Origin of the sequence: Streptomyces omiyaensis (assembly GCF_014650895.1) — a bacterium.
Lineage (GTDB): Bacteria > Actinomycetota > Actinomycetes > Streptomycetales > Streptomycetaceae > Streptomyces > Streptomyces omiyaensis.
Genome location: NZ_BMVV01000040.1, coordinates 32,189 through 45,191 on the forward strand (window position 1 = coordinate 32,189; position 13,003 = coordinate 45,191).

The 13,003-nt window shown below is 73.6% G+C and carries 13 protein-coding genes and 1 pseudogene; 5 read left to right on the forward strand and 9 right to left on the reverse strand.

Features of this window, described 5'->3' with window-relative positions; translation table 11 throughout:
- Positions 1-2: 2 nt before the first annotated feature.
- Together IE287_RS35695 and IE287_RS35700 are read left to right on the forward strand one after the other, a co-directional pair.
- Entirely contained in the window at positions 3-863 is an 861-nt protein-coding gene (locus IE287_RS35695; RefSeq protein WP_229883954.1) for an ABC transporter permease, read from the forward strand.
- Positions 864-1,205: 342 nt separating this feature from the next.
- Positions 1,206-1,619, forward strand: a complete 414-nt coding sequence (locus IE287_RS35700; RefSeq protein WP_189853567.1) for a CBS domain-containing protein — start codon at positions 1,206-1,208, stop codon at positions 1,617-1,619.
- 286 nt (positions 1,620-1,905) lie between these two features.
- Here IE287_RS35700 and IE287_RS35705 read toward each other — a convergent pair whose 3' ends face one another.
- The gene (locus IE287_RS35705; protein WP_189853568.1) at positions 1,906-2,928 is read right to left on the reverse strand and encodes a DNA topoisomerase IB; all 1,023 of its coding nucleotides are present in this window, start codon (positions 2,926-2,928) and stop codon (positions 1,906-1,908) included.
- Between the two features lie 190 nt (positions 2,929-3,118).
- A complete protein-coding gene (locus IE287_RS35710) occupies positions 3,119-3,712 on the reverse strand; it encodes a hypothetical protein (protein WP_189853569.1) in 594 nt (197 codons plus the stop codon).
- A 181-nt stretch (positions 3,713-3,893) separates the two neighbouring features.
- Between IE287_RS35710 and IE287_RS35715 the strand changes: the two are divergent.
- Positions 3,894-4,943, forward strand: a pseudogene (locus tag IE287_RS35715) (IS701 family transposase); the annotation flags it as partial.
- Between the two features lie 106 nt (positions 4,944-5,049).
- On the opposite strand, the gene IE287_RS35720 reads toward IE287_RS35715, so the two are convergent.
- The 5 genes from IE287_RS35720 to IE287_RS35740 all read right to left on the reverse strand — a co-directional run bounded on the left by IE287_RS35720 (position 5,050) and on the right by IE287_RS35740 (position 9,568).
- Positions 5,050-5,319 carry a barstar family protein gene (locus tag IE287_RS35720; protein ID WP_189853571.1) on the reverse strand — a complete coding sequence of 90 codons (270 nt, stop codon included), beginning with the start codon at positions 5,317-5,319 and terminating at the stop codon, positions 5,050-5,052.
- A 58-nt stretch (positions 5,320-5,377) separates the two neighbouring features.
- Positions 5,378-6,367 (reverse strand): DMT family transporter, encoded by a 990-nt coding sequence (locus tag IE287_RS35725; RefSeq protein WP_229883955.1) that lies wholly within the window; start codon positions 6,365-6,367, stop codon positions 5,378-5,380.
- Between the two features lie 356 nt (positions 6,368-6,723).
- Positions 6,724-6,993, reverse strand: coding sequence for a hypothetical protein (locus IE287_RS35730; RefSeq protein WP_189853572.1), 270 nt, complete (start codon positions 6,991-6,993; stop codon positions 6,724-6,726).
- Positions 6,994-7,349: 356 nt separating this feature from the next.
- The gene (locus tag IE287_RS35735; protein ID WP_189853573.1) at positions 7,350-8,498 is read right to left on the reverse strand and encodes an AI-2E family transporter; all 1,149 of its coding nucleotides are present in this window, start codon (positions 8,496-8,498) and stop codon (positions 7,350-7,352) included.
- A gap of 203 nt (positions 8,499-8,701) precedes the next feature.
- Positions 8,702-9,568 carry a GNAT family N-acetyltransferase gene (locus IE287_RS35740; protein ID WP_189853574.1) on the reverse strand — a complete coding sequence of 289 codons (867 nt, stop codon included), beginning with the start codon at positions 9,566-9,568 and terminating at the stop codon, positions 8,702-8,704.
- Positions 9,569-10,054: 486 nt separating this feature from the next.
- On the opposite strand from IE287_RS35740, the gene IE287_RS35745 reads away from it, so the two are divergent.
- Entirely contained in the window at positions 10,055-10,198 is a 144-nt protein-coding gene (locus IE287_RS35745) for a hypothetical protein (RefSeq protein WP_189853575.1), read from the forward strand.
- Positions 10,199-10,503: 305 nt separating this feature from the next.
- Here IE287_RS35745 and IE287_RS35750 read toward each other — a convergent pair whose 3' ends face one another.
- Positions 10,504-11,526, reverse strand: coding sequence for a DUF389 domain-containing protein (locus IE287_RS35750; RefSeq protein WP_229883956.1), 1,023 nt, complete (start codon positions 11,524-11,526; stop codon positions 10,504-10,506).
- Positions 11,527-11,830: 304 nt separating this feature from the next.
- Entirely contained in the window at positions 11,831-12,046 is a 216-nt protein-coding gene (locus tag IE287_RS35755; RefSeq protein ID WP_189853576.1) for a hypothetical protein, read from the reverse strand.
- A 667-nt stretch (positions 12,047-12,713) separates the two neighbouring features.
- Here IE287_RS35755 and IE287_RS35760 point away from each other — a divergent pair.
- Positions 12,714-13,003: sigma factor (locus IE287_RS35760; protein WP_268255016.1), on the forward strand; the 290-nt coding region annotated here is incomplete at its 3' end.

Below are 13,003 nucleotides of genomic sequence, written 5' to 3' on the forward strand. Positions count from 1 at the left end.
CCATGACGCACACGACGAACAGCCGGCGAGCCGGGCTTCGACGCGGCGGAATCGAGCTGCGGCACCTCCTGGGCAACGCCAAGGAGGTGACCGGCCACCTGACCAACGTCGCCGTGGCACTGCTCGTCGCCGCCTACCTCGGCGACGACGTGCCCGGCACCCAGACCCCGATGACCCATCTGGTGCTGGCGGGCTTCGCCGCCTACCTGCTGTTCCAGGTCGGGCTGATCAACCTCCCGCAGATCCTCGTCACCGAGCGGGAGGAAGGCACCCTGCTGCGGCTGCGGGCCACACCCGGCGGCATCACCGCCTACCTCATCGCCAAGTGCCTGCTGGTGGTCGTCCTCGCAGTCGGCACCCTGGCCCTGCTCCTGACCGCCGGAGCACTGCTGGTCGACGGACCACTGCCGCACGGACCGGGCGACTGGCTGACGCTGCTGTGGGTCACCGCACTCGGGCTGCTCGCCGTCGTACCGCTCGGCGCGGCCATAGGCGCCGTACTGCCCAACCCCCGCGAGGCCCTGGCCCTGATCATGCTGCCGACGATGGGACTGCTGCTCACCTCCGGAGCGGTCTTCCCGATCACCGCGCTGCCCGTGCCGGTCCAGCAGGTGGCGTCGTTCTTTCCGCTCAAGTGGATGGCGCAGGGGCTGCGTTCGGCCCTGCTCCCGGACTCTGCGCAGACCGCCGAGCCGGCCGGCTCCTGGGAACTGCCCATGGTCGTCCTGGTCCTCACCACCTGGGCGGTCCTCGGCTTCCTCCTCGCGGTACCGCTCCTGCGGCGCGCCGCCCGCCGCGAGTCCGGCTCACGACTGACCGCCCGCCAACGCAAGGCAGCACAGAGCGGCGCACCGGTCGCGTAGACGGCCTCGCGACCACCCGCCGACCGGGCAACGCCGGCGCAGAAGTGACCGCTCCCGTCCCGCCCGGGTGCGCCTTCCGTTCGTCCCCGGGTGCTCGCGGTGTCCGGCACGGTCCGGCGTTCGGTCGGGGTTCGTCCGCCGTCACGGACACCCGTCCGCAGCCTTCTCGGCGTTCTTGCGGACGAGGCGGAGGTCGCGGGTGCCGCTCACGGGCGTGAGGGGCCGGGCAGTCGTGGCGGGAGCCGAGCGCGGCCTGCTTGGAGTCTCCGGCAGAGGGCAGGCGCACGGATAGCAGGCCGCCGGGACCGGCCGCGCGGTCGATCGAAGCTCGGGAGGCACAACGTGACTACCGCACGCGAGATCATGACGCCGGACGCCACGTGCATCGGGGCCGCCGACAGCATCCTGGACGCGGCGAAGAAGATGGCGAGCCTCGGCGTGGGCGCCCTGCCGATCTGCGGGAGTGACCAGCTGCTCAAGGGCATGCTCACCGACCGCGACATCGTCGTGAAGGTCCTCGCCGCCGGGAAGGACCCCGCCACCTGTACGGCCGGCGAGTTCGCCCAGGGGGAGACGGTCACCATCGGGGCCGACGACGACGCGGCCGAGATCCTTCGGACCATGACCGAGCACAAGGTCCGCCGCCTGCCCGTGATCGACGGCCACACCCTCGTCGGTGTCGTCGCCCAGGCTGACGTGGCCCGGGCCCTGCCCGACCCGCAGGTCGGCGAACTCCTCGAAGCCCTTTCCCGCTAAGGTCACCGGCTCGCCCGCCGACTCGGCACCTCTCCCGTGGGCCACGTGCTGCAGCCCGGCGGGGATCGTCGCGTGCGCGGAGCGCCGTGCACGCGAGCCGGCCGCACCCGCGGGGTTGTGGCCGGCTGGATGCCCGGAGGGATCCGGCCGTCGGGCGTGCGCGGCGCACGGTCCCAGCCGGTCGAGCCCCGTTGTCGCCCCCGGCTGCGGGGCGTGGTCGCGGCCGCTGTCCGTGCGTCGGCCACCTCCTCGCCGGTGACCACGACACGTGTGAGGGGCACTGCCGTCACTCGGGACGCGAGTGCAGGAGGTGCCGGACGGCACGTTCGACACCTCCGTGCGTGGCCGGCCGACCGAGGACGCCGTCCTCGCCCAACGCGTCGAGTGCGCCCGCGATGGTCTCGCCCTGTTCGTACAGCTCGATGACCCGGGGATCGATGTAGGACGCCCGGCACACTGCGGGCGTGTTCCCCAGGTACTCGCTCACCTCGCGCACGGCGCGTGCGACGGCCTTGCCGCGTTGGGGGCGGGAGGAGTCGCTGGTGCGAGCGGAGACGGCCAGAGCGACCGCGGCCAGGACGGTCGCGTACCAGGTCCTGAAGTCCTTGGCCGTCACGTCCTGCCCCGACCGCTCGCGCAGATAGGCGTTGAGGTCCTCGGCGTGGACCTCGTGCCACGCCCGGTGCTCCCAGTACGCGAACAGCCTCGGCCCGTCGTCGCTGCGCCGCAGGAGTGCCCGGACGACCGCGTAGGCCTGCTCGTCGACGAGGGAGCGGGTTACCTCTTTGCCTGATTTGGCGGGAAAGCAGAGGCGGATTTCGCCGCTGCGGCAGGTGGCGTGCTCGCGCAGGAGGGTCGTGAGCCCGAAGCTCCCGTTGTCGCGGGCGTAGCGCTCGCCGCCGACGCGCAGGAAACCGAGATCCAGGAGACGGATCAGGCAGGCCAGGACGCGGGTGCGGGTCAGGCCGTGTCCGGTGAGGTCCCGCGCCACGCCTTTGCGCAGGCGGGGAAGCGCACGGGCCACGCGCTGGACGTGCTCGTGTTTGGCGGCGTCCTGCTGGGCCCGGAAGGCGGCGTGGTAGAGATACTGGCGCCGCCCGGCGGCGTCCGTACCGACCGCCTGGATGTGGCCGTTCGGCCGGGGGCATATCCAGACGTCCTGCCAGGCCGGGGGGATCACGAGGGCGCGGACCCGCTCGCGGTCCGCCGCGGACAGGGCGTGTCCGTCGGTACCCAGGTAGCGGAACCCCCGTCCGTGGCGCACGCGACGCCACCCTGGCCGACTGGGGTCGCTGGTCCGCAGCCGCACCGTCAGTCCTCGTCAGGGTGAGCCCGGGTACGAAGGGTCCAGGACTGGCCCGGGCAGTCGTAGGGCAGTGGCGGGAACCGGTGCCCGCGCACGTCGGTGCTCTTGCTCCACTGGTGCTCCTTCCCGCAGTCGCACGCGTAGATGCCGCTTTGCGGCACGACCTCACCAGGTTTCCACTCTTCTGTCTGTTTCATACCGGGCCTCTACCCCCGTACCCGCCCGCACACCTGGAAGGGGCGAGCGACGAATGCGCGCGAAACCGCACGCCCCACCCTTTCGGTCGATGCGCCGCTGCCCGCAGCTGGTGTCGACCTCCGGTTCCGTCCGACGCGAACGCGGTGGTCGCCGCGCCGTGGCACAGGCCCTCCAGGACGCGGATCTGCTGTTCCGCGCGTCCCACCAGGTGGCGCATGACGTCCTGGTCGACGCGGTCGTCCGTCCGTGCCACGGAGTGGAGGGTGCGCCACCACGCGAGCTTGCCTTCCACGCTCAGGCGGAGTGCCTCCAGTTCCAGCAGGTCGCTCAGCGGTGAGCGCCGCAGCAGCCGGCCGTTGGGCTTGATGCGCGCGGTCTTCTCGGCGAGCCTGAAGATCAGCGTCTTGGTCCGCCTCACCGGCACGTCGAGGGCTCGCATCACCTCGCGCAGGCTCTCACGGTCCTCCGCGATCTCGGTGGCCAGTTCTGCCAGGCGCGGTCCGGAGGGCCGGGAGCGGTGGCTGCGGCTCACACGGCGGGCCAGTGCGGCACCACCGGCGGCGCCCGCGAGGTGATCGTTGAGGTACACGGCCAGGAGGCGTCGAGGGTCGGGCGAAGAGGGCGCCGGACGGCTCCGGGATTCCATGTCGGCTCCGATCGATTCGCCTGAGGCCGGCACGCGCTGAGACCTCTGCCCACCTGCTGTGCCCGGCGCTTGCCCCCGCCGGGCACGGCAGAACACACGGCCGAAGGGCTGAGGGGGTTCGTCCGCCTCGTTGCCGCGGCGGGATCAGCGGCGGTGGGGCGGGTGTTATCTGCGGGGGCTGGTGCCGGACGCCCGGCGGAAGTCGGTCCGGCCGATGGCCGAGCGGCTGCCGGACGGGAACACGCAGGCCCCGCAACAGTTCGTGAACCAGTCGCCGTGGGATCCGCTGCCGGTGCGGCGGCGGATCGCCGAACGGCTGAGCGAGGCGATCACGCCGGAGGTGTGGGTGAACGACGACGTGTCGTTCCCCCAGTGCGGCACCGCTTCGGTCGGGGTGGCCCGGCGGTACTGCGGAGCCCTCGGGAAACGGGCGAACTGCCAGGTCGCGGTCAGTGTCCACGCCGCCACCGACGCTGCGTCCCGTCCGTTGGACTGGCAGTTGTATCTGCCGAGGGAGTGGACGGACGAGCCGGACCGCTGCCGCAGGGCCGGAGTGCCGGACGAAGCCGTTGCCCGTCGGGAGAAGCGGCGCCTGGCACTCGGCATGCCGGGCACGCTCGCCGGCTGGGAACTGGAGGCGCCGGTGGTGGTCGCCGACGCGGGCTACGGCGTCAGCACCCCCTTCCGGACCGGCCTGGAGGAGCGCGGACGGTCCTACGTCCTGGCGCTGAACGGCAAGGAAGTCGCCCATGCCGGACAGGCCGAGCCGCACCGGCCCGCCTATGGCGGGCTCGGACCGCCGGCCCTGACGGTCCGGCCGGCGGGCAAGCAGTCCCTGGCCGCAGCCCAGACCGCGGGCGGCGGCCGCAACCGGTGGGACGGCATCCTGCCCGCCCGGACCCTCCTGGCCGAGTGGCCGCACGGCCAGGACGCCCCGACGGGCCACTGGATATCGAACCTGCCCGCCACCGTCCCGGTCGCCGACCTGGTTCGCTGGGTGAAGATGCGGTGGCGGATCGAGCACGACTACCGCGAGCTCAAGCACGGCCTGGGCCTGGACCACTTCGAGGGCCGGACCCGGCGCGGCTGGCACCACCACGCCACCCTCGTCACCGCCGCCCAGGCCTTCCTCGCCCTGCGGCGGCTCGACCCCAAAGCCCACACGCCGACCTGACCCTCTGCCAGGTCCTCGACGCCCTTCAGGACCTGCTGAGGTGCTGGACCGGCACCTGTGCGACGTGCGGCCGAGATCTGTCAGTACGGACGGGTACTCGTCATGGCTACAGGTACTCCACCCGAAGATCCGGCCGATGGAGCTCGCGGTATCGATCAAGGCTATCGGCCAACATCACCGCCCCATCCGGGACACGTTCCGCCAACGGCTTCCAACCCGCGAAACGCACATGCTCGGGGATGAGGACAAGGCCACTGACGGCGTCCCAGAAGGCAGGCCAGTTCCGACCGTGGAAGTCCGGAAAGTCGAACTCTCGCTGGAGCAGTCGGTGCAGCTCGTCCTCACTTGCGACTGAAGCTACGTCGATGATCACCATGGCCCGCATCCCAGGCGCCCTTCGCAACCTCACGGACAGCAGACCTGACGAAGCACTCCTAGGGCTCGCGGGGCGCCGGCTCGCCCTTCGCTCCGGCCGGGGGCGCCGGAAGCTCGGGCCCCGTGCCGGCCCGGGCCTTTCCGGTCCGGACCGGAAAGGCCCGCCCCGATCGGGTCCGGCCGGTTTTGGCCCCACGCCGTCCGGGGACGGACACGACGAGCAGACCGAGCAGCAGGAGCGCCGCGCCGGCCGCGGCGAGCGGCCCCGGCCGCTCGCCGATGACCACCACGCCGAGCACCGTCGCGACCAGCGGCTCGGTCAGGCTCAGCGTTCCCGTCGTCGCGGCGCTCAGCCTGCCGACCCCGCGGGTGAACAGCAGATAGCCGAGGGCGGTCGTCGCCAGCCCGAGCCAGGCGACGAGCGCGAGGGAGCGCCCCCCGGTCAGACCCTCCGGCGCCACCCACAGGTACGGAGACACCAGCAGCCCCGCGAGCAGGACGCTCACCGGGGCCGCCGTACCGAGATCGGCGCCGAGCGCACCCAGCTCCTTCGTCACGGCGATGTAGACGCCGAAGCTCGCCCCGGCCGCCACCCCGAACAGCACGCCCGGCAGATCCGCGCGGGCCCCGCTGCCGGGCAGGAGCAACAACCCGATGCCGGTCACGGCGCAGGCCGTCCCCGCCGTCCAGGAGCGGCCGGTCCGCTCGCCGGAGAGGACCCGGGCGCAGATCCCGCTGACCACGGGCACGGTCCCGAACGCCACGGCCGTCGCCAGGGCCGCCCCGCTGCGCTCGACCGCCTGGAGGAAGCAGACCTGGAACGCCGCCGTGACCAGCACGCTCAACCCGAGCCACCGCCCCACCGACGGCCGCCGCAGCGAGCGCAGTCCCGCCGTCCGCACCGTCACCAGGCTGAGGACCACCCCGCCCAGCAGCATGCGCGCGGCTCCCAGAGCCACGGGATGCACCCCGGCATCGGCCCAGAGCTGTGCGGGACCGACCGTTCCCCACAGCACGGCCGCCGTCAGCACGGACGCCACTGCTCCCACGAAGATGCTCCTTCGGCCGCCTGCCGGACACGGCGAACGTATCGGCAGCGAACCCGGCAGCCCTAGTGGCCGAAAGACCGACAAGCAGAGGTTTTCTGACGATCCGTCCGTGTCTTCGCACCAACCCGGTCAGGGACGGCGGAGGAGTGGACAGGGGGATCGCCGGGAACCGAAGGAGGCCGCGCCCCTGGAGCGGCGGCCGGGGGACGCGACCCGGCCCGAGGGGTGGCCGCGCCCCCGCACGGGGCGCGGCCGCACCGAGGGGCGGATGTGGTGCGACGTACGAGCCGGGCGCGTCGGCAGCCGGCCGGAAGGCGTGCCGTGTCCGGCCGGGACCCCTTCGCCGTACGACCCGGTCAGTCGGTCTGTTCCTGGGGCACCGGAGTTCCCGGACCGGCGGCCGGGCGGCCCTCGTCCCCCGCGTCGGCGTCCTCGTGCGGCTCGCCGCCGGTGCCGTCCCCGTCCTCGGATGCCCCCGCTCCGTCGGGCTTCTCGGACGGCGGGCTTTCGCCTCCGGCGCCCCGGATGTCGGGCGCCTCCGGGGTCGGCGGGGGCAGGTCGGGAGTGACGGCGTCCGGTGTCGTCGGGACGGGGTCGGGAAGCTCGGGCTCGGGAGTGCTGTCCATCGGATCCTCCTTGTTCGATTCCCGCGGGCTCTCCTCGCGGCTGCCCTCTTCCGCGGCCCGCACTCCTGCGCCCGGGGGCACCACCGCGGTCCGGCACGGTCCGCGGGGGAGGGGGCCCACCACTCCTCCCTGAGCGGGGGCGGCGGCCCTTCGGGCGCCGACCGGCCACGGCACCGGACGCCCCCGCGGCGTGGAGTGCGACGAGGCTCGCGCCACGGTCCGCCTCCAGGTCTGCCGGGGCGGCTGCTCCTCACCGCTGGGCAGCAGCGGGATCCGGGCGACGCCCGGAGGAGCGGAGGCCGCCCGCCCCGTACCCGTACCGCTCGGCACCCGGTGCGCGGCGGGCGCGGGTCCGCTCAGGACGCCGGGGCCACGGCCGGGGCGACGGCCTCGGACCCGTCGCCGGGGCCCTGCTCCGTACCACCGTCGGGGTCGTGGGGCGACGGTTCGGACAGCTGCTCGCGCACGTACCCCCACACCACCGCGACGAGGGCGGCGACGGGGACGGCGAGGAGGCTGCCGACGATGCCGGCCAGGCTGCCGCCGAGGGTGACGGCGAGCAGGACGACAGCGGCGTGCAGACCGAGTCCACGGCTCTGGATGAGGGGCTGGAAGACGTTTCCCTCCAGCTGTTGCACCACCACGATGATGGCGAGCACGATCAGGGCGTCGGTCAGGCCGTTGGAGACCAGGGCGATGAGCACGGCGACGAACCCGGCGAACAGCGCGCCGACGATCGGCACGAAGGCGCTGACGAAGGTGAGCACGGCGAGCGGCAGGACGAGGGGGACGTCCAGGATCCACAGGCCGATGCCGATGAGGACGGCGTCGAGGAGGCCGACCGCCGCCTGGGAGCGGACGAAGGCGCCGAGGGTTTCCCAGCCGCGCTCGGCGATCGTGGTGGCGTCGGTGGCGAGGCGCCCGGGCAGCTGACGGGCGAGCCAGGGCAGGAAGCGCGGCCCGTCCTTGAGGAAGAAGAACATCAGGAAGAGCGCGAGCACGGCGGTGACGACGCCGTTGACGACCGTGCCGACGCCGGTGGCGAGCGTCGTCAGCATGGAGCCGACGCTGTTCTGAAGGCGGTCGGTGGCGGTGTCCAGGGCGCTGGTGATCTGGTCGTCGCCGATGGCGAGCGGGGGACCGGCAGTCCATTCGCGCAGGCGCTGGATGCCCTCGACGACCCCGTCGGTCAATGCGCCGGACTGCGAGGCGACCGGGACGGCGATGAGCGCGACGGCGCCGGCGGTGACGGCGAGGAAGAGGACGGTGACCACCGAGGCGGCGAGCGCGGGCGGCCAGCCGCGGTTGCGCAGGAAGCGGGCGAAGGGCCAGGTCAGCGTAGTGATCAGCAGGCCGATGACGACCGGCCACACGATCGGCCACATCCGGCCGAGCAGCCAGATCATCACCGCGGTGCCGAAGAGGACCAGCAGCAACTCCGTCGATATGCGTGCCGAGGCGCGCAGCGCGGCACGAGTTCTCGCAGGACTGAGAGAGGCAGACATGCCGATCACCCTAGAGCCGCCCGGACGGCCCCCCATGCCCGCGTCCCGATCCCGCGCACCGGGGCGACGGCCATCGGGGGATCGGCACGGCCCCGGCCCCTCGCGAGGACGGGACGGGGCGCACCGAGGAGCCGAGGCGCGGCTCGGGCCGGTGTGCGTCGGTCGGTGGAACAGCCCGTCCGATGCCGCCGCCTGACCCTTTTTCAGGCTGCTCGGCTGACGTCCGGCCGTTCGGGCGACGGCTCGTAGCCGGCTGCCTTGTAGGCGGCGACGGCGGCGGCGTTCGAGGACGGGGTGCTGACGAGCGCGCTCGATGCACCCATGTCGCGCAGCGCCGCCGCAGCGGCCAGGCTGATCGCCGTGCCGTGGCCGTGGCCGCGGTGGTCGGCGTGCACGCCGACCGGCTCCAGCAGGCCGGGCTTTCCGGGCCCGGCCGACCAGACCGTCGCCGCGGCCACCGCGTTGTCCTGGTCGTCGTAGCCGATCAGACAGCGGGCGTCGGCATGGACCGGCCCGGCTGCGAGGACGTGCCAGACCTCTTCGGTGAACGCCGGGCTGCCGAACGCCGAGCGGTGCACCGCGGTCCGTACCCCCGCCGTCTCCGGCCCGGCCACCTCGATCCGCAGGCCGGAGTCCTCCACCGGCTGCGCGAGGTCGCGGCGCAGCGGCGTCCACGGTTCGTCCAGGCTCCAGCCCGCTTCCAGGAGGACCTCGCAGAGCAGGGCACCGCTGGGGATTTCGAGGCCGACCCTTCCGGGCGGCAGGACCCCGCGCTCCGGATCGCCGAGGTCTGCCAGCAGCCGGTGCGCCAGATCGCCGTCCTGCCTCAGATCCGGCGCGGTCGTCAGGCGCAGCAGATCGGGGTCGTCCAGGTACCCCACGGCGATGATCCGACCGTCCGCGCTCCAGGTGCGGACGGCCGCGGCCAGCCTCTCCGCGCCCAGCGCCCAGGCCCAGCCGAGGTCTCCCGGATGGAGTTGCAGCGGCGTGCGGTCGTCCTGCCACGCCCGGAGGGCATCCACGACCTCCGTCAGCCCATCGACCCCGGGGTTGTCCAGAACGATCGCCATGCCCCGCATCCCACACGATCACGGCGACCGGACGCACCTGATTTTCAGGGGTTCCGGCACAGGCGTGGGGCGTGTCGATGGGCGGGGAAGAGGGCGGGAACACGCGACGGCGGCGTGGCGGTTCGGGCGGGCGGCGGCACCGGACGGTTCGGTGCCCTCCGGTCGGCCGCCGGTGCGGAAGGGGACTGCGGTGTCCGGCCGGCTCCCGTCCCATCCCGTCGACCGGCACCTCAAGAAACACTCAACTCCTTTGTTCCTCAACGCAGTTGAGCGAAAGACTTCAGGTGACGGGGCGCGATCTCCTACTCGAAGTCCAAGTCGGCGACGTCGACCTGGACGGGCTCCACCGGGATCGGGGGCGACATCGGCATCATCGTCGCCGAGACCAACGTCAAGGGCGAAGGCTCCTACGCGAAGGCGTGGACCAAGGAGACCACCTGGACCTACCGCCTGGACGTCCCCAAGGGGAAGACCCAGCGCGCACGGTTGTACCACGCCTCGAAGTCCGCCTCCGTCACCAAGAAGACGTTCCACACCGGCCAGTGCAAGCGGAAGACCGCCTACTCCGGCAAGACCGTCATCGTCCCGTCCAAGGCGAACGTGAACGTCTGGAAGAGGGAAGACCTCTAGCATCCCGGGCGGGACGCCGCCAGGAGCGACGGAACCCCGGCCGCTTCCCGCCTTCGGCGACGGGTGCGGTGGCGCTTCTCCCGGCGGCCGTGCCCCGGAGGTCACGGGGGTGCCCGGAGGCGCGGCGGTTCAGCGCCGATCTCGGCGAGTCGCGCGGCCCGGGCGGCCGCGGTGCCCCCCGCCCGCCGGGTGGGCCAGGGGCGCCGGCCCTCGGGACCCTCGCCCCTCTCGCGCGGGAGAGGGGCGAGGGCCCTCCTGCTGCACCGCCCCCACGACGGACCTCCCGCATCCTGCCGCCGCTGCGTTCAGCCGACGGGCGAGCGTTCCACGGTGCAGGTGACGGTGCCCGCGGGGCACCAGTGGGTGCGGCCGCCGACGAGGCGGAGCTGGAGGTCGGCGTCGCTCATCCCGGCGCGGTCGAGCGCGGCGCGCAGGGCGGTGGGGGCCGGCTGGGGAGGGAGGCCGAGGACGCCGACCAGGACGACGCCGTTGCGGGCGTCGACGGAGGCGATCTGCCAGGCGCCGGCCCGTGCCCAGCGCTCGGCGACGGGCCGGGCGTCGGCGGCCAGGGCGCGGTCCCGGGCGACGGAGACGGTGCCCGTGGTCAGCGGGACGGCGACCAGCAGCACCACGGCCGCGACCGCGACCAGGGTCCGGCCGTGGAACGCGCCCACGGCGAGCCCGGCCGCCCGGGCCGCGTCGCGCACGCGGTAGCCGAGGAAGACCAGGGTGCCGGTGGCGACGATCGCGGCCACGTTGGTGGCGAACAGGAGCGCGGACTCGCCCGCGTCGTGATACCGGTGCACGGTGATCAGCAGCCCGGTCACGGCCAGCGGCGGGACGAGCGAGATGGCGATGGCCACCCCGGGCAGGGTGTCGGAGATGTCGGTCCTGACCAGGGCGAAAGCGCCGACCGTTCCCGTGGCCAGGGCGGCGAGCAGGTCGATCAGACGCGGACTGATCCGGGAGGACACCTGGCTGTTGCTCGCGAACGCGTCGGGCGGCGCGGCGATCCAGCCCAGCAGCATGCCGATCAGCACGACCACCACCGCACCGCCGAACACCAGCAGCGCGCTGCGTACGACGTGCGCCCGGTCGGCCAGGACCAGGGCCAGGGCGGTCCCGAGGATCGGCGTCATCAGCGGGGCCACGATCATGGCCCCGATGACGGTGGCGGTGGAGTCCCCCACCACTCCCGCGCTCGCGATGACCGCCGCCAGCACCAGCAGCACCCAGAACCGCGAGGCACCGCGACTTCCCCACGCCCGCTCGATGAACAGCGCGTCGGCCATCCGGCGGGCCGCCGCCTCGTCCACATCGGCCATCATGCACCCTTCGCTCTATTTGCCCAGATTCTGCTGTCTGGGGCGCGGTGGCGGGGGAAGGCGCGGCGGGTCTGTCCGCGCGGATGGGTTCCGGCTCGGCCGAAGGTGAGGGCGAAGGCCTGCGGGCCGGGTGCCGGACGGAGTTCGGGGCGGGCCTCGCGGGCGGGGCGTCGTGGTCGGCGAGCCGGTACGGGGCCGGTGTGCCGTGGACGCCGAAGGCACGGGTGGGGCGACGACGTCGGCGGTGATCTCCCTGCGGGCTCCGGCGACGGTGATCGCGGCGAGGACCGGCCCGGCGGCCACGGCGTCAGGGGTGCAGGTTGCGGGCCTGCGGGAGCGGGGTTCGGGCTGGTGGTGCGCCGCCGGCCGGGCCGCCCACGGCGACGGCGGCACGCTCACGCGTGGCGGGAGCGTCCGCGCCGGGGCCGGCCGCGAGGAAGACCACGGGAAGGACCGGCGGGACGCAGGGCGACACCGCGGTGACCAGCCCGCCCGGCAGTCCGATCGGTGCCGGAGTGACCATGCCGAACGCCCCTTCCCTCGTGAAGGTGGCTCTCGTCGCGTATGCGGACCGGGTACGGCGGTGGATTGCCACACCCGTCCGGACGAGCTCCGGGAGGCTGCGTGCGGGCCGCAGGAGACGGGGCGGGAGGTCCGATGGCCGGGCCTCCCGCCCCGTCCGCCCGGGACCGCGGCTCTGCGTGCGGCGAGCGCCGCCCTGGCGCGCCGCCCGGGTCCCGGGCGGACCACCGGCCCCCTCTCGTCCCCGAGGAGGGAACCGGATCCGGTTCCGCGGCCGGAGCGGTACGACACCGGATGTCGTACCGCTGCCGCGGAGGGACTGGGGGCGGCCCCGTGAGCCCTCCCCCGGGGCCGCCGAGGGAGCCAGGGGCGTCTGCCTCCCTCGGCTGGTGTTCGGTGCGTCTCTTCCCCCGGTGGGGAGGCCCGGGCGCATTTCACCCTTGCGGGTGAACGAAGGTCGGAACGGACGGCGAAAACCCCTCCCATCCGTACGCCTGTCCGTTACGAAGACTCTGCACAGGGCACCTCCCGGCCCTGTGGCCGCAGTTCGCCTCCACCGGGGCCGGCGGCCCCGCTCTCCGACCGAGGACCCGCATGCGATGGAGACCCCGCCCCCGGCCGGCCGTCCCGGACGGCCGCGTCTGGTCCGCACCCGCGGAGCCCGCCCGGTGAACCGGCCCGTTCCCGTCGACGGCCCCGGCCCGCCGCCGAGCCCCGTCCTCGCCGACGTGATGCGCGAGGTCGGCCAGGGGGACCAGCAGGCGTTCTCCACCCTCTACGACGCCCTCGCGCCGATGGTCTTCGGCCTCGTCGTCAGGGTCCTGCGCGACCGGGCGCAGTCCGAGGAGGTCACCCAGGAGGTCATGATCGACCTGTGGCGGCAGGCCGCCCGCTACCGGCCCGAGGCCGGTTCCGTCAGGACGTGGGCGGCGACCGTCGCCCACCGCCGGGCCGTGGA